The sequence below is a fragment of the Pseudoneobacillus rhizolycopersici genome, assembly GCF_054786815.1.
In genome coordinates, this window is sequence record NZ_JBTOOE010000034.1 from 1 (window position 1) to 25309 (window position 25309).

Consider the following 25309-nt stretch of genomic DNA (forward strand, 5'->3'; position numbering starts at 1 on the left):
ACACCAGCCAATTAGCTGCTTAATATAAAACTCTAACTTTTAGGGGTCACCACAAGAAGGGGGATTATATTTTTTAAAAAAACTTCCCATTCCTCATGTCGGATTCTGTAGGATTCTATTATCTCTCCATATACTAATCTTACATTTTATTATTTACGTAATTTTTAGTAAGCGTTTTCATCCAAAAAGTATTTTGGGGAGGGGTATTTGATGAAGAAGTTTAAGTTTGGCTTAGCTTATCAGATTCTTGCTGGACTCATTTTGGGGATTATTGTCGGAGCTATTTTTTATGGAAATCCAGCCGTTAGTACTTATTTGCAACCGATTGGAGATATCTTTATCCGCTTAATCAAAATGATTGTTGTTCCAATCGTTGTTTCCACGCTCATTCTAGGAGTTGCTGGTACCGGTGATATGAAAAAGCTAGGGAAACTTGGTGGTAAAACAATCCTTTACTTTGAAATTGTGACAACAATTGCGATTATCGTTGGTTTACTGGCAGCGAATATTGTAAAGCCTGGGCTTGGAGTGGATATGTCGAAATTGGCTAAGGGTGATATCCAAAAGTATGTCGAAACAACAAGTGAAGCAACAAGCCATAGTTTTGCCGATACCTTCGTTAATATTATTCCAAAAAATATCATTGAATCATTAGCGAATGGGGATATGCTGGCCATTATTTTCTTTTCCGTCATGTTTGGATTAGGAATTGCTGCTATTGGTGAAAAAGGAAAGCCTGTTCTAGCCTTCTTTCAAGGGACCGCCGATGCGATGTTTTGGGTGACCAATCAAGTCATGAAATTTGCACCATTTGGCGTTTTTGCTCTAATCGGGGTAACCGTGTCAAAATTCGGGGTAGAGTCGTTAATTCCACTTGGTAAATTAGTCATTTGCGTATATGCGACCATGATCTTTTTCATTGTAGCTGTTTTAGGTGGAGTGGCGAAGATGTGTGGGGTTAGCTTGCTGCAAATCATCAAAATTTTAAAGGACGAAATCATTTTGGCTTACTCGACGGCCAGTTCTGAAACCGTTCTACCTAAAATCATGGAAAAAATGGAGAAATTCGGCTGTCCTAAGGACATTGTCTCCTTTGTCATTCCAACGGGCTATTCCTTTAACTTAGATGGTTCGACTCTCTATCAAGCATTAGCTGCGATTTTCATTGCTCAAATGTATGGAATCGATTTAAGTATTACCCAACAAATTTCACTTATGTTGGTATTGATGGTTACATCTAAAGGAATTGCTGGAGTACCAGGTGTATCCTTTGTTGTTCTGTTAGCAACATTAGGAACTGTAGGCATTCCATTAGAAGGTCTTGCCTTTATCGCAGGTATTGATCGGATTCTCGATATGGCTCGTACCGTTGTCAATGTGATCGGAAACTCATTAGCTGCTATCGTTATGTCTAAATGGGAAAAACGATTTGACATGAAGAAAGGGAAAGAGTATATTACTTCCATTCAGAAAGTAGCCTAAGATAACCATATTTATAGTAGGTAGTGCCTGGCACCGTCCCCTTGGTGTCAGGCACTTTTTGTCGTTTAAACTAGAAAAATATGTTAAATTTGTCAATAAGAAATTTTTTAAAAACTAGTGAACCTTTTTCCAGGAAGTTGACAATTACAAGTGAAAGAAGATTTTAGGAGGCCTTTATGAAATCAACCATCACGCAAGATTTAATCGAAAGGATGAAGGAGGGAGATATCGAAGCATTTGATGAGGTTTACCGTTTAACGATTGATTCGGTTTACCGAACGGTCTATATGATGATGCCATATAAGCAGGATGTGGACGATATTGTCAGTGAAATTTATGTACAACTTTGGCGTTCCGTACATAATTATCGTTCTGAATCTCCTTTTCAACACTGGCTAAACGGTCTTGTTTTTCGTCAAGTAAAGAATTGGAAGCTAAAAGCCTGGAAGAGGTTTAATTTACTTAATAAGAAGAAGTTACTAGAAACCGAACACTACGAACTAACTGAGAATTCAATTTTACGAGATGAACAGAACCAACAGTTGGTCCAGGTCATTCACCAGATGTCTTACAAATTAAGGGAAATTGTCGTCCTATATTACTTTCATGATTATTCGTTAAAAGAATTAGCGCAAGTTTTAGATATCCCGCTCGGAACAGTGAAATCTAGGCATCATCTAGCGCTAAAAAACCTTCGAGCCAACTATCAATCTACAGACTTTTTACGAAAGGTGGAAGTAGGAAATGAATGTTAAAAGTGAACTGCACCATGAAATGGAGACCATTGAAGCACCAGAATATTTAAGAAAGCAGATTCGTGAAAAAATTGAGCAGGAGATCCGAGTTGGCAAGAAGACACCTAAAAAGAGCAGAAAACTAGTTTATTTCACTACGATCGCAGCAGCAGCGATTTTAATTACAGCGGGTAGCGGATATAAATCTCCAACAATGGCAGACGTTCTTAGTAAGGTGCCCGTGGTCGGCGTCATTTATGAAGATGTTAGTGCTGATTTCGGATTAAAAGAAGCTCGGGAAAAAGGTCTTACTCAAGGCTATCAGCAAACTGTCACCGACAAGGATATCGAAATGACGATTAAAGACGTGTACTACGACGGGCGTGCGTTTTCCATCGGCTTTCGACTTGTTAACCATGGCAAGGAAGTTTGGGGTGACGATTTAAAAGGCATTTTCTCAATGGATTTCGATGCTAAGGGCTTTAAACTTGGCCAACGAATGGCCAGTACATCAATGGAAAAGGTTGGTGAGAATGTGTTTGAGGGAGTAACGATTATCGAAGCTGACCGATTTAAAAAAGAATTTGTACTAGAATTAGAAGTCAACGAAATCGATGGGAAAAAGGGTCGCTGGGATTTTAATATTCCGGTTACATCAGAGTTTCTTCAAGGGTCTATCCATACGTTCGCTCCTCATTATAAAACCAAGGCGCTTGATGCGGAAATTACGGTAAAGGAACTGACTTTCACCCCATCCGGAATTCGGTTAGTCACTGAAACCCTAAGTGAAAAAGGCACTGGTAATCGATTTGGTTTTACTGTTAAAGGTGTTGGTGTTGGTGGAGGCGGCTCAAGTAATTTTGGTAGCCAGCATGGCAAAAAAGGCAAGGATCATATCATTCATAGCGTCAATTTAAACCCGGTCGCCGAGATTCCCGATCAACTTACGATTACCGTCTATGACCTGTACAATGAACTAAATGGAACTAATTATGAATTTGATTTTACTGTTCCGTTGAAAATGAACTAACATATTGAAGCTTATTTGAACTCTAACGTAGAGAATGCCTTACAAACGTTCTTTACTGGACAAAAATCCTCGGATTTCCGAGGTTTTGTCTAGTAAACGTGCGTTACCACAACCTAGAGCATCAAAGCGCCATATCCCAATGCACCGACAATCACATAAGCCGGATGGAATTTCCACCTTTCGAGCAATAAAAAGCTAATTAGTACTAATATAATTGTTTGTACCATGCCTGTGTCCTCATAAGAAGTGGAAAAGAAACTTATCGTCATCATTCCCAGTAAAACAGCGATTGTCGGCCGGATATAGTTAGTCATGCGCTTTACTTTAGGTGAATCTTTGAATCTATATAGGAGTCCCAAAAGAACAACCATTAAAATTAGGGATGGTGCAACAGTGGCAAATACGCCGACTATAGCACCTACTATGCCGCCTTGTTGAAATCCAATATAGCCGGCCATTTTTGTAGCGATTGGTCCAGGTAATGCGTTTCCTAAAGCTAGTACCTCACTGAATTGTGAAACCGTTAGCCAACCGTATCGATTGACAACTTCATTTTGGACAAGGGGAATGGAGGCAGGTCCCCCGCCATAACCAACAATACCAGGAATGAAAAAGGCAAGGAAGATATGCCAATAAATCATAAGCTTACCCCATTTTCTTTGGAATTCTGGATTTCTTCTTTTTTATCGGATTTTATGATGGCTGAAAGGAGCAGAATAGCGATGATAATAGCTGGATGAAATCCGACGAATTGGATTAATACGTAGCTTACGACAATAATACTAATAGCTATTTTCCAACCTAATGTTTCGTGTGATTTTTTGAAGAAATCCCACGTCAATGATGCGAGCATTACAGCAACCACAGGTACAACCGCTTTCGTCATCCCCTTTACCCAAGGCTGATCTTTAAAGGAAGATAAAAATGTTAATAAGACAATCATTAATACAATTGTTGGAACAATTGTTGCACAAACGGCATTGATCATTCCAAACACGCCTGCCACTCGGTAACCTATATACCCCGCCATTTTTGTCGCAATGGGTCCGGGAAGTGTATTTCCTAATGCCAATACATCCGAAAATTCATCTTCATTCATCCAATTGTATTTTTTAACTACCTCCTTGTGAACTAAAGGAATAGAAGATGGTCCACCGCCATAACCTAACATCCCGACACGGAAAAATGCTAGAAAGATTTGAAGTTGCCTTTTCATTTGAAAGCCTCCTTTCCTGTAATGATTTGTATAAGAGAGCGGACATGTAAACAGGTAAGCCTATTCCTTTAACAAGCTGGAATAGGCTTACTATTGTACCTATATATGAGGGCACCTAATCAAGCATTACATCATCAATCATATAAATACCTGCAGGACTCATCCAGAATCCACTTACATTTGTAGCTACCGCCATTATATTTTCATCATTTCGTAAAAATACCATCGGTGCGTCTTCCATCTCAATTGCTTGGGCTTCGTTATAATATTCCTGACGTTTATCAGGATCACTCTCTTTGCGTCCAAGGTCAATTAATTCATCCACACGAGGATTACTGTAGAACGAACGGTTACCGACGACACCTTGTGCATCAGTGTGGAATAAGAAAAATTGATTATAGTCGGCATCGCCCGTCATATTGGACCAACCTAGAATGAACATATCATGCTCTCCCTTTGCTGTGGCTTCCAGGTAGGCACCCCATTCCATTACCTTAATCTCCACTTCGATTCCAACACCCTTTAACTGTGATTGAACAACCTCTGCTACGTCAACACGTTCTTTATTGTCATTTGTCCAAATCGTTGTTTTAAATCCTTTTGGATAGCCAGCTTCTTTTAATAGCTCCTTAGCTTTTTCAACATCATAACCCCAGCCTGTTAAATCTTGGTTATGTCCCCAAACACCAGGTCCCATTGGTGCTGTGGCTATTGTACCGACGTTATTATATACACCTTGAATAATCATGTCTTTGTCAATCGCCAAATTTATCGCCTGGCGAACTTTCAGATTATCGAATGGCTTTTTCTGTACGTTAAAACCAATATAGTCAATTCCTAATGCTTCAGTACGGTTTAGTTTCATCGTTTGGCTGTTTTCGATACGTTCAACTTCTGTTACCGGAATTGGTTCTGCTAAATGAGCCTGTCCAGTTTCGACCATCGCAATACGTGTAGCATCTTCAGGAACAATTTTGAAGACAACGCTATCGATATTTGGTAGATTCCCCCAATATTCCTCGTTTTTCACTAATTTTAGCTCAGAACCTGGAGTCCAAGAATCGAATTTAAACGGACCAGTACCAGCTGGTTGTTGCCCAAGAGTTGCACCATGTTCATCAATGGCCTTCGGACTAATAATCCCGCCGGAGTAGTGGGCAAGGTTAGAAAGAAGTGGTGAAAATGGGTACTCTGTTTTTAATTGAATCGTGAATTCATCCACGATGATTATTTCCTTAATCATATTGAATAAGCTTGCACGTGGAGAAGCAAGTTCAGGATCGACAATACGCTCGAGCGTTTTCTTTACAGCTTCCGCATTAAAATCGGCGCCATCATGGAAGGTTACTCCTTCACGAAGCATGAATTCCCATGTTAAGTCATCCAATTTATACCACTGGGTGGCAAGCCCTGGTTGAATTTCCATGTTTTCATCTTGAGTCACAAGGCCTTCAAAGATTTTCCCATGATAAACGTTAGCGGACGGTATATCCGTTCCTTTATGTGGGTCTAGCTGTGTTGCATCTGATAAAACGGCAATGACTAGTTCTCCACCGTCACTGCCATCTGGATTGTCACTTTCATTACTTGGTGTTGGATCGCTACTCGTATTTTCAGAAGGTGCACTTGTACAACCTGCTAACGCCGTAGCAATAAGAAGTAGTAACGTTAACCATAGGAACGAATACTTTTTCATCTTCATTTTTTCCTCTCCTTTTTTATAAGTTGTGTTAAAGTAGATTGTTGATTTCCGCTGCAGGCACTCGCTTTCCGTGGGGCGTCAGGTGAGCTTCCTCGTCGCTTTGCTCCTGCGGGGTCTCACCTTTGCCGCTAATCCCACAGGAGTCGAGTGCCTTCCGCTCCAATCAACATGTGCTAAAACAAAATTGTCCTTTAACACAGCCTTTTAATAAAATTTAGGCACCCACTACTGATAGTACTTGAAGTTCTTTTGTTGCCTTTGTTAAATTTCGGAAGCCATCTTCGGTGATGACGACAAAATCCTCAATACGAACCCCGCCAAAACCTGGAATATAAATTCCTGGCTCGACTGTAATAACCATTCCCGGTTGAAGAACCGTCTGGTCTCCCTTTCTCATAGTGGGTTTTTCATGAACCGCTAATCCAATGGAGTGTCCTAAGCTATGTCCGAAATTTTCGCCATAACCGGCATCACGAATGATGGACCTTGCTACTTCATCCAGGTCTGCACAAACTTTACCTGGACCAATTTCCTTTAAAGCTGCAAGCTGTGCCATTTTGACAATTTCATAGATTTCCACTTGTTTCTGCGACGGCTCCCCGACTACAACGGTTCTAGTAAAGTCAGAATAGTAGCCTTTTACTCTAGCGCCAAAATCCATTTTGACAAAGTCACCTATTCCAATCACTCGATCTGTTGCTTGTCCGTGGGGGAGAGAGGCACGTTCGCCAGATGCGATCACATGGTTAGCTTTTATTCCTTCGGCCCCTGCCTTACGCATGAAAAACTCTAATTCGAGTCCAACCTCTTTTTCTGTCATTCCAGGGCGAATAAAAGTAAGAATATGTTCAAATGCTTGGTCGCAATAGGAAACCGCTTCTTGTAAATAGCGAATCTCTTGTTCATCCTTAATCATCCGAATGTCGAAAAAATGTGAATCTACTTTTTCTAGTTTAACTGAAGGAATGGTATCCTTGATTGCGATAAACTCTTCAACAGGGAGAGTTTCAAACTCAACACCAAGTGTTTGAACTTGATAGCTATCGACCAGTTTCTTCAACTGAGAAAATAATTCCCTGTTGTGATCAATCACATGAAAGAATGGAGCATCCTTTTTGGCTTGATCACCATAGCGGAAGTCAGTTAATAGGAAAGAATCATTTAAAGTAATCAATAAAGCCCCAGCAGATCCCCGAAAATTAGAAAAATAGTACCGATTTTCAGGTGATGAAACAAAAACCGCATCAAGACCGACCTCTTGCATTTTCTTCCGCAACTTTTCTAAACGTACTTGCTGCATATGTTATAAACACCCCCAAAAGTAAATTTTTCGTCAAGATTCTATCAAAACAGCCTCTATCATTGACTTATTTACATTATAGGAAAATTCTGAATATATTAGTTTCAAAATGATGACTAAGTGTTACAGTATCTTTACTTAATTTTAAGAATAATACAATAAATTTATATTTTCTGATAATTTAAAAGGAAAAGGAGGAGGGTAACATCATGAACCAACCCGTTATCAATGTGAATGAAAAAAGGATGACTCATTCCGGGATACATCATCCTAAAATGGAACGCTGGCGATCCTTTTATAAACAATTAAAGAAAAATAAAATGGCCATAGTTGGCGGTGGAATCATTATTTTCTATTTAATAGTGGCTGTTTTTGGAAGGCTTTTTGCACCTTATGATCCACTTGAAATAAATTTATTAAACAAACTACAGCCTCCTTCCATGGACCATTGGATGGGCACCGATGATAAAGGAAGAGATGTGTTAAGTCGCGTCATATACGGTTCGCAATTATCACTTACAGTTGGAGTTGTTTCGGTAGCAATTGGAGCTTTTTTTGGAATCATTTTAGGGCTTGTTGCCGGTTATTACGGGAAGTGGATTGATACGATTATCATGCGAGTAATTGATATCCTTCTAGCCTTCCCAGGATTATTATTGGCACTGGCCATCATTAGTGCTTTAGGGCCAAGCCTAATCAACGTAATGATTTCGGTGGGGATATTTTCGATTCCAACCTTTGCTCGCATTGTGCGCGGATCAACCCTTGCCACCAAAAAACTTGAATACATTGATGCGATAAGGGCACTTGGGGCCAATGATTTTAAAATTATTTTTGTTCACATCCTGCCGAATATTTTATCACCTATTATCGTTCAAGGTACTTTACGGTTGGCGACGGCGATTTTAACAGCTGCCGGTCTTTCCTTCTTAGGGATGGGGGCCCAACCGCCATCACCTGAATGGGGTGCCATGTTAAGCAGCGGACGCAATTTTCTCTGGAATGCCCCACATATGGCAACCTTCCCAGGGTTGGCGATTGCCCTGATTGTAATGGGGCTAAACCTATTTGGTGATGGCTTACGGGATGCACTTGATCCACGGATGAAAAAATAATTGATAGGAGTGAGAACATGTTTATTTTTATCATAAGACGTTTGCTGCAAATGATTCCAGTCCTATTGGGCGTTGTGTTAGTAGTCTTTCTAATTATGCAATTAGTCCCGGGCGACCCGGCAGTTCTCCTTGCTGGAGAAAGTGCCACTCCTGAGCAGGTAGCCCAAATTAGACATCAGCTTGGTCTCGATCGACCGATCATTGTTCAATATTTTTCTTATATAAAAGATATTGCCATGGGAGATTTAGGAACTTCGATTCGGTCAAACCGCCCGGTGCTCGATGAAATTTTAGTGCGACTCCCGGTTACATTTGAACTGGCTTTCTGGAGTATTTTAGTAACGATTATTCTAGGTCTATTAGCGGGGATCATTTCTGCAACAAAACAATATTCATTTTCTGATATTTCCCTAATGGTCGTAGCTTTGATTGGTGTTTCTTTACCGAACTTTTGGTTTGGATTAATGCTCATTCTTTATTTTGGGGTGAAAGTTCAAATCTTCCCGGTGGCTGGGTGGGGAACGTTTATGCATGTCATTCTTCCCGCCATAACACTTGGAACCGGTGGAGCAGCGATTGTTGCTCGAATGACTCGCTCAAGCATGCTTGATGTAATTGGACAGGATTATATTCGTACAGCTAAAGCGAAAGGGGTAAAACAGCAAGTCATCGTGTACAAGCATGCGTTGAAAAATGCGATGATCCCTGTTATCACTGTTGTTGGCTTACAGTTTGGTGCCCTATTAGGCGGGACCGTATTAACAGAAACGGTATTTGCCATCAATGGATTAGGCAGATTTATTATTGATTCCATTCGTATGAGAGATTTACCATCCGTTCAGGGGGCAATTTTAGTTTGTTCGATTATTTTCGTCTTAGTTAATATGTTCGTTGATATATCTTATCGACTGCTAAATAAGCGGGTGGATTTAAACTAAAAGAGGTGAACGAAAATGGAAGCAAAACGAGAAGTTATTTTAGAAGTAAAAAACTTGCAAACACACTTCAAGTCGGATAGAGGAATCATAAAAGCAGTCGATGGTGTTGATTTTAAAGTAGAAAAAGGACAAACCCTAGGTATCGTAGGTGAATCTGGGTGCGGAAAAAGTATTACCTCTCTATCAATAATGAGATTGATTCCCTCCGGTGATATCGTCGGAGGAGAGGTGCTTTTCAAAGGAGAAAATCTATTAAACTACTCGGAAGAAAAAATGAGGACCATTCGTGGAAATGAAATCTCGATGATTTTTCAGGAGCCGATGACCTCGTTAAATCCCGTCTATACAGTTGGGGAACAAATTGCCGAAGCGTTTCGAATCCATCAAAAACTAAATCGAAAACAGGCTTGGATGAAAGCCGTCGAAATGCTGCGTCTTGTCGGAATTCCTTCACCGGAAAGAAGAGCAAAACAAGAACCACACGAGTTAAGTGGGGGAATGCGCCAAAGGGTCATGATTGCCATGGCACTGGCCTGTAATCCGGAATTGTTAATTGCCGACGAGCCAACCACCGCTCTTGACGTGACCATTCAGGCTCAAATTTTGGATTTATTAAAAAAGTTACAAGAAGACTTTGGTTCTGCTGTTATGATGATTACCCATGACCTAGGAGTTGTGGCGGAAACATGTGATATGGTTGCGGTCATGTATGCAGGCAAAGTAGTAGAATATACAGATGTCGACTCTTTGTTCGAGCGACCGAAACACCCATATACAGAAGGGTTATTGAATTCGATTCCACGAGTGGATGATGACGTGGAAGAGTTAATGGCCATAAAAGGAAGTGTCCCAAGCCCAACAGAAATGCCAGATGGCTGCCGTTTTGCACCGCGCTGTCCTTACGCATGCCAATTATGTCATGAAGGATTACCGGAGTTAATTTCGATCAGTGAAAAGGAGCAAGTTCGTTGCTGGATCTATACGGATAAATGGCAAGGGGAAAAACCAGTCATCGGAAAGGGGGCTATCCCAAATGTCAGCTAATCATACAAAAAATACTTTATTAGAGGTAAAGGATTTAAAGCAATACTTTCCGATAAAAGGGGGATTATTTGGTCGAACGGTCAATTACGTTAAGGCAGTTGATGGCGTGAGTTTTGATGTTTTTGAAGGTGAAACGGTTAGTATAGTAGGAGAATCTGGTTGTGGAAAATCGACGACAGGCCGGGCAATCTTACGTTTGGATGAACCGACCTCGGGACAAATCCTTTTTAAAGGCGAAGATTTGCTTACACTTTCTAAGGAAAAAATGCGTAAGAAAAGAAGGGACCTGCAGGTCATTTTCCAAGATCCCTATGCGTCCTTAAATCCACGTCAAACAGTTGGCCGTATTCTCGAAGAAGCGATGGAAATCTTGAATGTTGTGCCAAAGAAAGAGCGGAGACAGCGTTCAATCGAATTGTTGGAGCAAGTAGGTTTAAGACCAGATATGATCCACCGTTTTCCGCATGAATTTAGCGGTGGGCAACGCCAACGGATTGGAATCGCTAGGGCCTTAGCCGTTAAGCCTAAGCTGTTAATATGCGATGAGGCAGTATCAGCATTAGACGTTTCCGTACAGGCACAGGTATTAAATCTTTTGAAACAACTTCAAAAGGAATATCAATTAACCTATTTATTTATCTCCCACGACCTTGGAGTTGTTCGTCATATTTCGGATCGGGTCATCGTCATGTATTTAGGCAATATTGTTGAAATTGCTGATAAAAAGTCATTATTTGAGAACCCTCAGCATCCATATACAAAAGCATTATTATCGGCCATTCCGGAACCAACTCGAAAACGAAATAAAGAAAGAATTATTTTAACAGGAGATGTCCCGTCCCCTATTAATCCACCATCTGGTTGCCGTTTTCATACACGCTGTCCAATGGCGACGGAACAATGTAAAACAAATACACAAAGCTTGCGACAAATTGCCACCGGCCATTATGTTGCCTGTGATATCGTTTAAATGATCATTCGTGCCACTAAAGTTGTCTTTAGTGGCACGAAACTTTATGCTTAAGAAAAACGATAAAATAGCTTTTTGAAATAAGGTGAATGTAATGATCTCATTTAATCTATTTACAGGACTTATTACGTTAGCTTTACTAGGACCTGTGGTCTGCACGATTACGTTATTTTCCATTCTGATTTTTGAAAGGGAAATAGACGTTTTAAGGCATGAAAATCTCAAAGTCCATTTGGAAAAAGAATTAAAACACAGCGAATACATGCAATTGAATCAACAAATCCATCCCCATTTTCTCTTTAATACGATGAATTTAATACTCGGACTGGCAAGATTAAAGAAAAACGAACAACTTATTGAAGTGCTAGAGCATTTTTCGTTATTTTTAAAATTTAAATATCGTGAAAAAGAACAGCTAATATCCTTTTTAGAAGAGCTTGATTATACGAAACATTATTTAGCGATTCAACAAATACGGATGGGCCAGCGATTAACAATTACCTACGATATTGATTCGAAAAGTGACGTAAATGTTTTCACGCCACCTTACATGCTACAAACATTATCGGAAAATGCTTTTAAACATAGTCTTGAAAAGAAGCCAGGTCCGGTTGAACTATGTATTCGATTTCGAACAGATGAAACCACTGCCTTTTTGGAAGTAATCGATAATGGGATTGGCATCATAAAAGATGATTTTGATATTAATCAATATCCAGGTCACGGTTTAAGAAATATTAAAACGCGTCTTCACTTGTTATTTGGGAAACAAGCAACTATTAATCTATCACAAGTTCCGGCAGGTGGAGTAAGGGTTATCGTTCAATGGCCACTATCCGATAAAATATAGTCATATTTTTTAAAAAATTCCGCGAAATATGTTACGATACTAAAAACGCAGCTTTAAGAACGAGGGTGGAATAATCATGAATGTTTTACTTGTCGATGATGAGCCTATTGAATTAGAGCAGCTAGAGCATTTTATAAAGCCGCTCTGCCCTATGTGGAATTTATTTTCAACGATGGATGGGAGCCAGGCACTGCATTTATGTAAGGACCATACGTTCCATTTGGCTTTTCTAGATATTGAGATGCCAGGAAAATCAGGGCTGGAGCTAGCGAAAGAACTGAAATCAAGGTTTGAGGGAATTCAGATTGTTATCATCACGGCTCATCAAGAGTTTGATTATGCTAAAAAGGCGATTCAAATTGGTGTGAATGACTTTTTAACCAAACCACTTATTGAAAGTGAATTAACAGAAGTAATTAAGAGATATGCCAAGGACATAGATTACTTAGGTTGTTCAAAACTAGTTTCTGAAGCTATCAAGATCATCCACGATCAGTATAACGAAAAAATAAATCTTTCTTCAGTGGCAAATGATATCCATGTAAATCCCTCATACTTAAGTAGAAGATTCAGTGAGGAAGTTGGAAAATCCTTTTCTGATTATCTAATCGATTATCGAATTGAAATGGCCAAAACCCTTTTACACAATGACCAATTAACGATATCACAAATTGCCGAAATGGTTGGTTTCAATACTCTTCATTATTTTAGCTCCATTTTTAAACAAAAGACCGGTTCGACTGCCAAAAACTATCGAGAAATGGGGATTTAATTCATTGAATACCTATAAAAATGACCAATTAGGCTATGGAATATCCTCCGTTTTATTTATTTCAAGATGGATGTCAGCAAACGCCATGTTTACAGCGTCTTTCATTACCTTAACTTATGGAATTATGGCGGGTGTCCTTTATGGAATGATTGGTGCCATTGCTTTCTCGATGTTTGGATTAGTTGGAAAGTTCATACGGAATAAGCGGAATATCCTAACACCATTTGACCTGTGGAAAGATAAATTGGAGTCCAAAACGGCCTATGCCTTTTATGCTATTTTAGGAATCGTCTATGCTTTAGATTTTTTATTATTGGCAAAGGGTGCTAGCATCATTTTTTATGCAACATTTCATCTACCAGCGAATATGGGGGTGTTATTATTTATGTTGCTTGGTCTGCCTCTTATCTTTTTTCGCCCACTCCAGCGTGCAAGAAGATATGCCATTTATAAATTTGGCTTTTTTCAAACCATTCTTATTGTTGTATTTGTGTATTTATTCCTAAGTGAAAATTTGGAAACCATGCATTTTAAAATGAGATTATACCACCCTTACTTATTTAGTATTCAGGTAAAAGAGTTATTTTTATTATTTATCGTCATTTTTGTTATTTTCTTTGGGAAACTGTTAGGTGATTTAGGTTCGTGGATGTTAATGTTTCGAACTAAAAAAGAGAAATTAAGAGGTAGTCTTATTCTATCAGGTTTTATCTGGGCTACCATCCCCACTGCCTTTTCCATTATTATTTTTCCTGTCCTGGGGTTGGGTGGATATGAAAATATTAGAACCATTTATCATGATTTGCTTCATTTATTTGAATACCCAGTTCTATTAATTTTCTTATCTGCCATTATTCTAGGTACATTAATTTCTACCTACTTTGAACGATTGCAGGATTTTTTCTATCTTTTAGAAACGAGACAGTCTGCTAAACAAAAAAGGAACGTTTATCTTCTATCCATACTCGTTTTAATGATCATGTATGGGGGATATTACTTTGTTGAGCCTAGTATTTTGGATTTATTTTTCTTTATTGGTGTTCTAAATGCCTCCCTTCTTTTGCCAATTTTGTTCATCCTTCTATCGAATAGTAGATTTAGTAAAATCTTATTGTTGATAACCATCCTGAGCGTTTCTGCTGGATATTTATCACTCCTTATTTTTGATGGTTTACATAGTGTGTTGGTTTCATTTTTAATTTCTGCGATTTTATTAGTAATTTATGATTTAGCAACAAAGCTATTTTCAAGAGAGAGTTAAATAAAAAGACAGCATGTGCGGACCTATCCTCACATTCTGTCTTTTTATTCCCGATTCTACAGTTCTAAACAATAGCGATTCTCTGTGTAGATGGAGGTAAAGCCAGCATTTTGGTAGAGACTTAAGGCATTTACATTATCAGTAAGTACCATTAATTCCGCTCGTTCGAGCCCTCTTTCCTTTAAGGTGGAGAGCGCCTTGGTTAATAGAGCTTGAGCGATTCCTTTTTGGCGCCATTCTGGCAGTACAAATAAATCCTCAATTTCACCATATTTCTTGTTTGCTTCGCTTTCTTCCCAACACATAACACTACCAATCATTTCTCCTTGCACGACAGCTGTAATCGCGGTCCAACCTTCCTTGGACTTGTATTCTTTTAACCGATTAGGGCTAAGGGCATGTTCGGGCCAAATCATACTTTCGAGTTGCAAATAGCGCTGTTCTTCTTCAGGCGATTCCATTTTCCAAAATTGAATAGACAGCCCTTCAATCGACGGCTCAACTTCAGTGACTGCGCCGGTAAGGTCTCTTTCCATTCCATATAAAAAGTTTAAAGGAGTGAATCCTTTCGTCGCAAACAGACTATTATTCGCAGCTTCTGTTGAGGCATTCCCTACGCAAAGCAGTGTATCAAACTCGGCTGGCAATTGGCTCTTAATCTCCATAGCTTTTTCAAGTAATGCGTCGTAGAGCATTGTGAATACTTCGTGATTGTCCTCAAAATCTGGATGCAATTTGATATTTAGGTATATTGCATGCTTGGCCGAATGACTAGATTCACCAGGTTTTTGGACATTAATCGGTTGGACCTGCCCCTTGCCAATGAACTCTTCACCATCCAAGACACAAAAGCAATACTTCCATGTAAATTCTTGTTCTCCTGGCCACCAAAAGACGGCGTTAGGGTCTTTACTCATTACCGCTCGATAAAGTTTTTTAAGTCCATCGAGAAGACTAGGTTGGTAGTTTTGTATGGTTAGCTTAGAAATTTTCTCCATGTTTATCACCTCTAAATACTAAAATACCAAATGAAGTATGACATAAAGTGTCATGGTAAGTCTTTTTAAAAATTATCTAAGCCAAAATGATCCCATGCGGTTATGAAATTCAGTTTGAAATGTTTTCTCAAGTTTTTGGAAGAATGCCATTTCCAATCTTTTGGCGTCTTGAAATTGTGAAATCAATACCGAATCGCTAACGTTTTCTAACCTTTTTTGGAGATTCGATAAAACAGCCACTAGCTCCTCAAGGTCATCCAATAACTCTTTCAGCTTCGGCATACTCGATTGAATCTTGATAAAATAGCGACACATTTGCAACTTTACTTTAATAAATGTCGAAAGGGTTGTACCAACGCTACAGTCGGGAGCCTCTCTTCCGCTAAGGGCATCATGGATAAAATCATAAACCCTTACCCCGCATGCAAATTCCTCGCAATCTAAAGTTGTGTCATGATGTTTAGAGTGATAAACCGCCTGAAAAATCGATTCCAAATATAGCTCTTTTGGATGAATTTCAATCTTATCGCGACTAAACAAATGGATGCACCACATTGGAATGCTGCTATATCCTAGTTCGTGATAGGCAAGAGGATGTTCGCCATTTCCGTCTGAATAAAAAAGCAATTCTTCTCCGTCGTGATAGCCAGTAACCACCACGAAATCATCACGCCAAATAATCGAAGGTATCCCGTCATCAAGATTCTGTTTAATGGATTGAAGTAATTTCCTTTGGTAGAGCGGGAAAGTAAGATCATCTGTAAAAGAAGAATGCATATTCGAATAGATGCCAATAAAATCGGTCGCTAGCCAATTCGCATTCCAGTTATAAATAAAGGTCGACTGAAATTCTAGGCTTCTATTAACAGAAAACCGAAAAACTAGATTTGATACACCAGCAAAAATTACTTTGTCAAACGGAATTAGGTTTAAGTATGCCAAAACACTATACAGCGGATCAATAATCGTTGATGTGTCTCTCTGAACACTTACCATTAGATTTTTTTTACCCAAATGCTGCATCTCCCTTACCTAGCATCGCCTTGCAGCCATCTATCTCTAAAAAGGTCACTAGCTGTCACCGGTTGATGCTTCAAAAAATCCTCCATTTCGCACATCGCCGTCTCCTCAAACCGCCATGCTTCCTTTAACAACTCGATTAAAGGGGCACGGTCATCATAAGCTAAAGTTGAGTACTTGTTTACAAAACCTACCACCTTCTTGATGTCTTGAAAAATCTCATTTATATTTAAAAATTGGTCTCTCGCAATAGCGAGTTGGGGAAAGACCTTCGTGACCTCCTCTATAAATAGGAAAATATCCGCCTTTGACGTTGCATAAGAATCTAGTGTAAAAGCGGCACCCATTGGATGAAAGTCACCCGATTCAAGAGTATCGATTAAAAGTGAATAAGCCCCTTTTCCAAAGGCAGTATTTCCGCTAGCCTGTTTGTTCCAATCGATGCTGGCACTTTTTAACGAGTCTAGTAAAATAGCTTTTGTTGGTTTCTCTATTTTTTCCCCGAAGGTTTGGTAAAACCAAAATTCCGTTCGATTGATACCGAAATTATCAAATAAGCAAATGTTACCAAGGAGATGGCTCTTACGGCCTTTCCGAAAAAAATCGTCACTCTCTTGATAATAAAATATTCGTTCTTCAAGGTCATAACCATAAATAACAGAAAAGGGAGGTCCCCAATATAGAACAGCTATTCCTTTATCGATGGAAGCGATAGTCTTTTCGATGGCCTTTTTCTGTAATAATGGAAAGGTACGGTGCCGCCATCGATCAGCATTAGCTGAATTATAGATACCTAGATAATTGACTGCTGTCCAATGGTCTCTAGCCCAAGGGCCATACGAATGAATGGAGATTGGGGAAATACCTTTGACAACACTGAATTTAAAGCACATCCCAGTCATGCCTGACAGTAAAAACTTCGGTCCCTCAAATAAATCGGCTGCTGTTAAGATCGCATGCAAACAATTTATGTAGGATAAAGAGTCATTCTCAATCTTTATATCTGTTAAAATTTCCTTAACCAACCTACATCATCCTTGCAGTATAAAATGGCATTTTTCAACTAGTTTATCCTTTAACCATTGAGGGCCAAGTAGCTTAACGGTAGCTGAAGAGCCTAGCAGATGGTCAAGAAAGCTATTCATACAATAAAACTCGATGGAGAAAATCTGTCCCTCCAAATGTTTAACCTGATATCCATACCAAGTATCGCCTGAAAACGGTTGAAAAAGCTCCACTTTTGCTTGAAATGGCGTTTTCGTCAGTGACTGAGACGACTTCTTCCTTTGTTCTTGGTTATACTGGTCAGAAAACGAAATGTCTTGAATTTCCTCTATATCGATAATAACTTCAGACTTCGTTTCTGAATGATAGGCAACTAAATAGTCAATATTTCCTTGAAAGAGTAGGGTGATTGGCTCCAGTAGACTAGAAACATAAGTTTGATGCTGATGATGATAATAGTGGATATACAATTTATTTCTTTGACTAATAGCTTGGTTAATTTGATGGACCATATCAACCAATGTATCGTTTATGGCGAAAAATGGATAGTTGTCAGCGATCGTAACTACTTTACCATGTAATCTGTCAAACAATGCTGCAAGTCTAGTTACCGAAGAAGAGTTTTCATAGGAGTATTGACTATAACGATAAGCCAGAAACGCAAGGATTTTTTGTTCCTCTTCGGTAATAATTTGATAGGGGAGAAGAAAAGTCTTCTCGCTATATTCATAGCCTCTCTGCCCTGGAATATATTGCAACGGGGCTCCCATACTATTAACCATATATTCAATATCACGCAACGCTTGCCGATTCGATATCTCAAACTGTCCACTCAAACTACTACTATTTGGGTACCTACCCCGACGAACTTGATCATCAAACCAAAGAATTCGATGTAAATTACTCACGTTATTCCCTCACCTTGAAAATAAATACGATTGACTTCGATATTAATATAGCATACAAGGTCGAGACTCACATTCCCTACTGGGATAAAATTGGGTATTATTTTGCGGGACTTCCCAAAAAGCTTGCGATTCATTCAAGTAATGAGGTCCGCAAGCTTTTTTATTACGATACACAAAAAAAGCGCCAAACACGCAAGATTTTTTCGGTTCATCATCCACCAATTTTAGGTAAACTAATGGTAGAAGAAGAAATAAGGTGGTGTTTTGATGAATCACAATCATGCATTTTTTCAGGAAATTTTAAATTACACAAGTGATATACTCATGATCGTCGATCAAAACCGTCATATAAAATACATTACCCCTAATTTTTATACGATTTCAGGTTACAAGCCTGAAGAATTTTATAATCGGGATACCTTCGATATGATTCACCCAGAGGATAAGGAATATTTGCTGGCGAGGCATCGGAATCTTCTAGCTTCGAAACAAAGCAATTCATCGGAATACCGGGTGATAACAAAAAATGGTGAGGTTCTTTATTGTGAGTGTAAAACCACCCCGCTACCCGATACGGAAGGATACCTTCAAGTCGTGTCCACTAGAGATATTACCGATCGAAAGCTATTGGAATTGGAACTGGAACGACACAAGAACCGTCATGAGGTTTTGCAAAGGAGTTTAAAGTCTTTTTCTAACGACCTTTCTACCGTTATGAAGGTTAATGACCTTGAGGAAAGATTAATAAAGGAATTACGAAAGATTTTACCGAATTCTAATCCTATTATTATAAATTCTCATCCAAAAAATAAGGAACTATCAAAAGGAAAACTAGAATCATTCGATGATAAGCTACTAATCAAGATAGGTGAACGTCACAAGGATCCATATATCCTATCCATTATCTCCAAATCAATTCAGGAAAAAATGGATGCCATTTGGCTTGAAACTCTCGCTTTTTATGCGGTGATGGTGTTTGAAAATTTAGCAATGATAGAAGGGTTAATGAGCCAGATCGATACGGCGTTACAAAGTAATGAAACACCTCAATGGGTACTACGAATGATGTTTAATTTGCAGGAACAACAGCGACTAACGCTATCTAGCGATTTACATGATACCGTTTTACAAGACCAAATTGATTTATATCGAAGAATGGAATCTATTATACAGCGTTATGAAATAGATGAGGAAGCTAAGTCCAAATTAAAGGATATCGAACAAGGAATACTGGATATCATTCATGATATTCGCCAAACCTGTAATCACCTACGCCCTCCTCTCTTAAGAGAATTAGGGCTGGAAAGCGCTTTGGAAAATTTATTTGACCATATTCAAGTTTCATCGACCTATAAGATTATCTTTACTTCAGAAGGGATTAAGGAACTAGCACTTACGGAGGAGCAAACGATAACGATTTATCGAATTGTTCAAGAATTGCTCCAATATGTTGAGGAGCAATCAAGTGTTACATGTATCAAGTTCGCAATTCGAAGTGATAACGATGATTTGACATTGAAGTACAGTGATGACGGAGAGAGAAATAATCCGATGCAACATATCGGTTTATCGACGATTAGTCAAAGGGCCAAAAGTCTTGGTGGAAAGATCGAACTCTTCTCGGATAAAGGGATTGGCCTCAAAGTGAATCTTGAATTACCTATAAATGAAAAAGGAGTTTACTATAATGGTAAATATTTTAATTGTTGATGACCACTTATCCATTATTGAAGGTACTAAAATGCTTTTAGAACAAGAGCCAGATTTTAAAATCACCGTTGAAAATAGTTCTTTAAACGCAATGAATTTAATTAAGCTAAATCATTATGATGCGTTATTATTTGATTTATATATGCCACACCTTAACGGTCTTGAACTGGCCAAACAAGCATTAGCCTATAATCCAGACTTAACCGTCTTAATCTATACAGGTTTTGATATTAAGCCACATTTTAATTTGTTGGTGGAAGCAGGAGTAGCTGGATTTTTATCCAAAACATCATCAAGGGATGAATTGGTGACGAACATTCGCTGTGCCTTAAAGAAGCAGGTCGTTCTGCCACTTTCTTTAGTAAGGGAGTTAAGGAGACCGGGGATTATAGCCGATAGCTCCACTACCACTGAAAAAGTCATTTTAACGACAAATGAAGAACAAATATTATTACAATTGTCAAAAGGAAAAAGTACGAGGGAAATTGCCTCTACCTTAGCGATGAGCCAAAGGTCACTAGAATATAACCTAACAACGCTTTATCAAAAGTTTGGCGTCAGAACAAGAGTTGATACCATAGCCAAAGCAAAGAAGCTTGGATTAATTCCGGAGGAAGAACTGAGATAGATTTCATTGTGACCCTACTCATGGTATAATGAGAAACTTAGGTTAAATATATAGAGGTGTAAGAGAATGAATAAACGCTGGACTATCGGTGAAATTAAAAAGTTTGTGGAAAACAATTCGGAAAGTAAGTTGCTATCGACGGAATTTCATGGATTTTCACAAAAGTTACTTTTTCAATGTGTTTGTGGAAGCCAGTTTGAAAAATCATTTACAAAATTTAAAAATAACAACCAACGTAAATGTGATGTCTGTCAACCGCCAAAAGCATCGCGCTAAACAACCAAGTGCCAACTTCTTATTAAAAGAAGTTGGCACTTTTTTGTACAATCCATTTCTACTACCATAGGAGATTTTTTTATAAAAAAATGATATCCAAATGCCAAGTCTTTCATGTAAAATATTTTAAGAGGAAAAAACATCCAAAAAGGGTGGTGAGAACTTGGAAGCAACCAACCATTATAACTGGGAGTTTGAAACAATTACCCAGCATACGCTAGATATCCTTTTAATCGTAGACCAGAATCAGATTGTAAGGTATGCAACTCCTTCGTTTGAAACGATTCTAGGCTACAAAATGGAGGGGATTATTGGAGCAAATGCATTTGACTCACTATATCCCGAGGATAGAGAAAGATTAATTCAATCCCATCAAGAGGTTATTCGTACACAGGTTCCCAAGGTAGATGAATATCGCGTATTACATCAAAATGGAACCATCCTATTTTTAGAATCACGGGTTACCTTAATTCCTGACCATCCTGAAAAGCTTGTCGTCGTTTCGATTCGTGACATCACGGCTAGAAAAAATATGGAAACAGAGCTTGAAAAACGAAAAAACCGCTATCAAGATCTTCAAAATAGCTTAATCAACTATTCTCAGGATTTAGCTAAGGTTACCAAGGTGTTCGAATTAAATGAAAGGCTCATTAGAGAGCTCGAAGCATTCCTTCCACACTCTGACCCCCAGGTCGTTACTTATCATCGTGACAGCCATTTTATTGAAGGCGATTTGTCTCTTGAGGAACCATCCTATATAGCCAAATTAGTGGTCGGAAAGCAAAAAAATGTGAATGGTAGGACCTTCATTTTAATAGGAGATCGTAAAGAAAAAGCTTATATTCTTTCAATGGAATCCATTTTCACTAAAGAGTTAATGGATTCGATTTGGTTTGAAACATTGGTGAACTACACTATTATGGTGTTTGAAAGCTTAAATGTTATCGAAAACTTAATGAACCAATTGGAAACGGCTATTCAGCGTAATGAAAAGCCACAATGGATCTTAAGGCTATTATTTCATTTATCGGAAAAACAACGGTCAGAATTATCGAGCGATTTGAATGATACGGTTCTAGAAAATCAAATCCATTTATATAAAAGTCTTCAAAAAATCCTAAAAGAATATCAATTTGATAAAAACGTGGATGATCAGCTGAAGGGGATCATTCAAGGGTTGTTAGATTCTATTCATCAGATTCGTTTGACATGTAATGAGCTTCGACCGCCACTTTTGAGAGAACTTGGGCTTGAACGAGCGCTGGAAAATTTATTTGAACAAACACAGGTTACTTCGACTTATAAAATTAACTTTTCGAGTGAAAACACAGCAGTTTTGAATTTAAATGAGGAGGAAACTATCGGGATATTCCGTATCGTTCAAGAGTTATTAAATAATGCTAACAAGCATTCTCAAGCTACTAATCTCTCTTTTCATCTAAAAAAACGAGATGAATGGTTAGAATTGCAATACTCAGATAACGGAAAAGGTCTAAAGGTAGGGAAATTGGCTCCGACGTTTAAAAGTATGGGACTTTCGGGAATGAGGGAGCGAGTCCAAAGCTTTAATGGAACAATTGACTTTCACTCCGAGCCTGGGAAAGGTCTTATGGTAAACATTAAAATACCTACTGTTTAAACCACCTATGTGGTTTATTTTTTTTCCTCAAGAAAGACGATATTAATTTGCGGCAGCAACTGAAATCTTTGCGGGAATGAAACGAAGCATTGCGGTTTACTTGAAGTGATTCGGAGATATGATAAGGACATCAGAATAAATCACTACAAGGAGTGTTTAGAATGCGGAAATGGGCAATAGCCGGAATGCTTTATGTGACAGCTGTTATCTTTGGTTTTCAAGCATATGAAAAATGGATTGTCGATGAAGAAACGTTCGCAGAAGCAAAAATGGGTGGCATGGGAAATATGGGGAAATCAAATGGATCAGATCATGGAAATGAAAAAACAGATTCAACAGGTCACGAGGAAACCGCAACGGATTCCCACAGTGGTAATGAGACAGAAGATGGTCATGGGCATGAAAGTGGCAATTCTCATAGTGCAGGAAGTCAGGTAAATGCGTTTGTTTTTAATAATGAAAACCAGATTATCATTCATCTAAAAGATAAAGCGGGTAATCCGGTTGATAATCTTGAAGTAAATCACGAGAAGATTCTTCACCTTATTATTGTAGATGAGCATTTACAGAAGTATTATCATGTTCATCCTGAAAGAACGGCTAAAGGGGAATTTACGATTAGCAACCCTCTTCCTAAAGGCTTTTATAAGGCTTTTGTAGACATTAAACCAACAAACCTTGCCTATGAAGTGGAACCAATCCCGTTTGTAGTCGGTATTCCGTCATCTGAGTCACATGGTCATCCATTAGTACCAGATACTGATTTTAGTAAAACAGTAGACGGGGAAAAGGTAAATCTCACTGTTAGTACTTTTAAGGCAAATGAAAATGTGAAGCTTTCATTTGAATTAGATCAAACAAATTTAACTCCTTATTTAGGGGCAATGGGTCATGTCGTTATTTTAGATGAATATGGAAAGAACTTCCTCCATGTCCATCCAAGTAATGACACAGAACCTATCTTTGAAACTAAGTTTGAAAAGCCTGGGATTTATAAAATTTGGGCTGAATTCCAACAAAATGGAAAGGTAAGGGCTTTTCCATTTGTGGTGGAAATAAAGGAATAGGTTGATAAACGATAGCCAGCGTCGGTGTTGGCTATTTTTATATGGTCACGCAAGAATTTTTCGGTTCAGAGAATCGATAAATACGGTAAAATAAAAGCAAGGTAGAATAGGCAGGTGGTGTTTTTATGGTGGAGAACCAACAGGTGTTTGAAGAAATGCTGAATCATACATTTGATATGCTATTTATTGTGAATCAGAATCGGAATGTCTTATTTGCGACACCAAATTTTTATCAGATTACGGGCTATAGTCCTGAGGAATTACGGAATCAAGATGCATTTATTGTGGTTCACCCAGATGATATCGAATTTATGCAGAATCGACATAAAGCCTTACTTGAATCCCATCATCACGGCCAAACGGAATATCGGATGATTAGTAAAACGGGCGATTTACGCTATTTTGAATGTAAAACAACCGTCCTCCCCAATACGGAAGGGTTTTTGCAAGTCGTATCCACAAGGGATGTCACCAATAGAAAGGTAATGGAGTTAGAGCTGGAGAGGCACAAGAATCGTTATGAAGTCCTTCAAAAAAGTTTGAAAGGTTTTTCCGAGGACCTAAGCTCAGTGATGAAACTGACGGACCTTGAAGAGAGATTGCTAAAAGAATTATCAGAAATTCTACCGGATTCGAAACCATTGATGATAAATGATTACATGGATGTGGATTTAGAGGTAGGGAAAATCAAGACGGTAGGGGATGATCATTTCATCAAATTAGGTGAACGTGGCGAAAACCCCTATATAGTAAAGATTAGAGCAAATGCCCTTTGTGAAAACATGGAGACCGTTTGGTTAGAAACACTCACCCATTATGCCGTGATGGTTTTTGAGAATTTAAACGTAATCCAGAATTTAATAAGCCAATTAGAATCGGTTCTTGAAGGTAAAGAGTCACCGCAGTGGGTTTTACGAATGATGTTTAACCTCCAAGAAAAGCAGCGAATGAACCTATCAAGTGATCTACATGACACCGTTTTGCAAGATCAGATTGACTTGTACAGACGACTCGAATCGATCCTTAATAGATATAATCTCGACAAGGAAGCATGGAATAAGCTCAAGGATATCGAAGAGGGGCTACTCGATACAATCCACCAGATTCGGATGACTTGTAATCAATTGCGTCCACCTCTATTACGAGAATTAGGGCTAGTCCAATCGTTGGAAAATCTGTTTGAACACGTTCAAATGAATTCTACATTTAAAATTAATTTTAAGTCTGACAACTTTCCTTTTTTGACGGAAGAACATACCATTGGTATTTATCGAATCGTACAAGAATTGCTAGAAAATGCGGAGCAGCATTCTAGAGCTACAGAAGTCTCATTCCAGATGAATGGTGGGAATGGTGAATTAACGTTGGAGTATTGTGATGACGGTATAGGGTTCAATCAAAGTTTAGTTCAGCCTACCTTAAACAGTATGGGACTAACAAGCATGAACCAACGTGCACAAAGCCTAGGCGGAAAAATAGACTATCATACCGAAATAGGGCACGGCCTCAAAGCTATATTGAAACTACCAATAAATGAATCAATTGAATAGAAACTGCTGGGTGTCAGATCCCAGCAGTTTTTTTTATGCCCTTTAGCGCTTTAAAGCATGTGGGGACTGTCCCCACATGCTTTAAAGCGCTAAA

The 25309-nt window shown here is 38.7% G+C and carries 24 protein-coding genes; 16 read left to right on the top strand and 8 right to left on the bottom strand.

Going from position 1 to position 25309, the window contains the following annotated elements; all coding sequences use genetic code 11:
• The first annotated feature begins 210 nt into the window (after nucleotides 1–210).
• The 3 genes from ACX9YW_RS21485 to ACX9YW_RS21495 all read left to right on the top strand — a co-directional run bounded on the left by ACX9YW_RS21485 (nucleotide 211) and on the right by ACX9YW_RS21495 (nucleotide 3246).
• Nucleotides 211–1482: a cation:dicarboxylate symporter family transporter gene (locus ACX9YW_RS21485; RefSeq protein WP_460350441.1), complete on the top strand. Its 1272-nt coding sequence runs from the start codon at nucleotides 211–213 to the stop codon at nucleotides 1480–1482.
• Between the two features lie 176 nt (nucleotides 1483–1658).
• Nucleotides 1659–2237 carry a sigma-70 family RNA polymerase sigma factor gene (locus tag ACX9YW_RS21490; RefSeq protein WP_460350444.1) on the top strand — a complete coding sequence of 193 codons (579 nt, stop codon included), beginning with the start codon at nucleotides 1659–1661 and terminating at the stop codon, nucleotides 2235–2237.
• Nucleotides 2227–3246, top strand: a complete 1020-nt coding sequence (locus tag ACX9YW_RS21495) for a DUF4179 domain-containing protein (protein ID WP_460350446.1) — start codon at nucleotides 2227–2229, stop codon at nucleotides 3244–3246. The genes ACX9YW_RS21490 and ACX9YW_RS21495 overlap by 11 nt, the downstream gene beginning before the upstream one ends.
• A 113-nt stretch (nucleotides 3247–3359) precedes the next feature.
• Here ACX9YW_RS21495 and ACX9YW_RS21500 read toward each other — a convergent pair whose 3' ends face one another.
• From ACX9YW_RS21500 to ACX9YW_RS21515, 4 genes are all read right to left on the bottom strand, one after another.
• Nucleotides 3360–3887: a chromate transporter gene (locus tag ACX9YW_RS21500; RefSeq protein WP_460350448.1), complete on the bottom strand. Its 528-nt coding sequence runs from the start codon at nucleotides 3885–3887 to the stop codon at nucleotides 3360–3362.
• Nucleotides 3884–4462 carry a chromate transporter gene (locus ACX9YW_RS21505; protein ID WP_460350450.1) on the bottom strand — a complete coding sequence of 193 codons (579 nt, stop codon included), beginning with the start codon at nucleotides 4460–4462 and terminating at the stop codon, nucleotides 3884–3886. Before ACX9YW_RS21505 ends, ACX9YW_RS21500 begins: the two co-directional genes overlap by 4 nt.
• A 115-nt stretch (nucleotides 4463–4577) precedes the next feature.
• Entirely contained in the window at nucleotides 4578–6164 is a 1587-nt protein-coding gene (locus ACX9YW_RS21510; protein ID WP_460350452.1) for a glutathione ABC transporter substrate-binding protein, read from the bottom strand.
• Between the two features lie 214 nt (nucleotides 6165–6378).
• On the bottom strand, nucleotides 6379–7464 hold the full coding sequence (locus ACX9YW_RS21515) for a M24 family metallopeptidase (RefSeq protein ID WP_460350454.1): 1086 nt from the start codon (nucleotides 7462–7464) through the stop codon (nucleotides 6379–6381).
• A gap of 245 nt (nucleotides 7465–7709) precedes the next feature.
• Here ACX9YW_RS21515 and nikC point away from each other — a divergent pair, with 245 nt between their 5' ends.
• The 7 genes from nikC (at nucleotide 7710) to ACX9YW_RS21550 (ending at nucleotide 14414) form a co-directional block, all read left to right on the top strand.
• Nucleotides 7710–8579 (top strand): nickel transporter permease, encoded by an 870-nt coding sequence (gene nikC / locus ACX9YW_RS21520; RefSeq protein ID WP_460350488.1) that lies wholly within the window; start codon nucleotides 7710–7712, stop codon nucleotides 8577–8579.
• 17 nt (nucleotides 8580–8596) lie between these two features.
• Nucleotides 8597–9517 carry an ABC transporter permease gene (locus ACX9YW_RS21525; protein ID WP_460350456.1) on the top strand — a complete coding sequence of 307 codons (921 nt, stop codon included), beginning with the start codon at nucleotides 8597–8599 and terminating at the stop codon, nucleotides 9515–9517.
• Nucleotides 9518–9532: 15 nt separating this feature from the next.
• Complete coding sequence (locus tag ACX9YW_RS21530) at nucleotides 9533–10561, top strand: ABC transporter ATP-binding protein (RefSeq protein ID WP_460350458.1); 1029 nt, start codon at nucleotides 9533–9535, stop codon at nucleotides 10559–10561.
• Nucleotides 10551–11531, top strand: a complete 981-nt coding sequence (locus ACX9YW_RS21535) for an ABC transporter ATP-binding protein (protein ID WP_460350460.1) — start codon at nucleotides 10551–10553, stop codon at nucleotides 11529–11531. Before ACX9YW_RS21530 ends, ACX9YW_RS21535 begins: the two co-directional genes overlap by 11 nt.
• Before the next feature lie 94 nt (nucleotides 11532–11625).
• The gene (locus ACX9YW_RS21540) at nucleotides 11626–12381 is read left to right on the top strand and encodes a sensor histidine kinase (protein ID WP_460350462.1); all 756 of its coding nucleotides are present in this window, start codon (nucleotides 11626–11628) and stop codon (nucleotides 12379–12381) included.
• Between the two features lie 76 nt (nucleotides 12382–12457).
• A complete protein-coding gene (locus tag ACX9YW_RS21545) occupies nucleotides 12458–13153 on the top strand; it encodes a response regulator transcription factor (RefSeq protein ID WP_460350464.1) in 696 nt (231 codons plus the stop codon).
• Nucleotides 13154–13157: 4 nt separating this feature from the next.
• Complete coding sequence (locus ACX9YW_RS21550) at nucleotides 13158–14414, top strand: hypothetical protein (RefSeq protein WP_460350467.1); 1257 nt, start codon at nucleotides 13158–13160, stop codon at nucleotides 14412–14414.
• 56 nt (nucleotides 14415–14470) lie between these two features.
• Here the strand turns inward: ACX9YW_RS21550 and ACX9YW_RS21555 are convergent, their stop codons facing one another.
• The 4 genes from ACX9YW_RS21555 to ACX9YW_RS21570 all read right to left on the bottom strand — a co-directional run bounded on the left by ACX9YW_RS21555 (nucleotide 14471) and on the right by ACX9YW_RS21570 (nucleotide 18345).
• Complete coding sequence (locus tag ACX9YW_RS21555) at nucleotides 14471–15412, bottom strand: GNAT family N-acetyltransferase (protein WP_460350469.1); 942 nt, start codon at nucleotides 15410–15412, stop codon at nucleotides 14471–14473.
• Nucleotides 15413–15484: 72 nt separating this feature from the next.
• Nucleotides 15485–16426, bottom strand: a complete 942-nt coding sequence (locus ACX9YW_RS21560; RefSeq protein WP_460350470.1) for a hypothetical protein — start codon at nucleotides 16424–16426, stop codon at nucleotides 15485–15487.
• A gap of 14 nt (nucleotides 16427–16440) precedes the next feature.
• Nucleotides 16441–17457 carry a hypothetical protein gene (locus ACX9YW_RS21565; protein ID WP_460350472.1) on the bottom strand — a complete coding sequence of 339 codons (1017 nt, stop codon included), beginning with the start codon at nucleotides 17455–17457 and terminating at the stop codon, nucleotides 16441–16443.
• A 6-nt stretch (nucleotides 17458–17463) separates the two neighbouring features.
• The gene (locus ACX9YW_RS21570) at nucleotides 17464–18345 is read right to left on the bottom strand and encodes a helix-turn-helix transcriptional regulator (RefSeq protein WP_460350474.1); all 882 of its coding nucleotides are present in this window, start codon (nucleotides 18343–18345) and stop codon (nucleotides 17464–17466) included.
• A 267-nt stretch (nucleotides 18346–18612) separates the two neighbouring features.
• Between ACX9YW_RS21570 and ACX9YW_RS21575 the strand changes: the two genes are divergently transcribed.
• The 6 genes from ACX9YW_RS21575 to ACX9YW_RS21600 all read left to right on the top strand — a co-directional run bounded on the left by ACX9YW_RS21575 (nucleotide 18613) and on the right by ACX9YW_RS21600 (nucleotide 25215).
• The gene (locus tag ACX9YW_RS21575) at nucleotides 18613–20055 is read left to right on the top strand and encodes a PAS domain-containing sensor histidine kinase (protein WP_460350476.1); all 1443 of its coding nucleotides are present in this window, start codon (nucleotides 18613–18615) and stop codon (nucleotides 20053–20055) included.
• Complete coding sequence (locus ACX9YW_RS21580) at nucleotides 20033–20683, top strand: response regulator transcription factor (protein ID WP_460350478.1); 651 nt, start codon at nucleotides 20033–20035, stop codon at nucleotides 20681–20683. The genes ACX9YW_RS21575 and ACX9YW_RS21580 overlap by 23 nt, the downstream gene beginning before the upstream one ends.
• Before the next feature lie 66 nt (nucleotides 20684–20749).
• Nucleotides 20750–20959: a hypothetical protein gene (locus tag ACX9YW_RS21585; protein WP_460350480.1), complete on the top strand. Its 210-nt coding sequence runs from the start codon at nucleotides 20750–20752 to the stop codon at nucleotides 20957–20959.
• Between the two features lie 163 nt (nucleotides 20960–21122).
• Nucleotides 21123–22598, top strand: coding sequence for a PAS domain-containing sensor histidine kinase (locus ACX9YW_RS21590; protein ID WP_460350482.1), 1476 nt, complete (start codon nucleotides 21123–21125; stop codon nucleotides 22596–22598).
• A 161-nt stretch (nucleotides 22599–22759) separates the two neighbouring features.
• Nucleotides 22760–23665 (top strand): DUF8832 domain-containing protein, encoded by a 906-nt coding sequence (locus ACX9YW_RS21595; RefSeq protein ID WP_460350484.1) that lies wholly within the window; start codon nucleotides 22760–22762, stop codon nucleotides 23663–23665.
• A gap of 125 nt (nucleotides 23666–23790) precedes the next feature.
• Entirely contained in the window at nucleotides 23791–25215 is a 1425-nt protein-coding gene (locus ACX9YW_RS21600; protein ID WP_460350486.1) for a PAS domain-containing sensor histidine kinase, read from the top strand.
• Nucleotides 25216–25309: the final 94 nt, after the last annotated feature.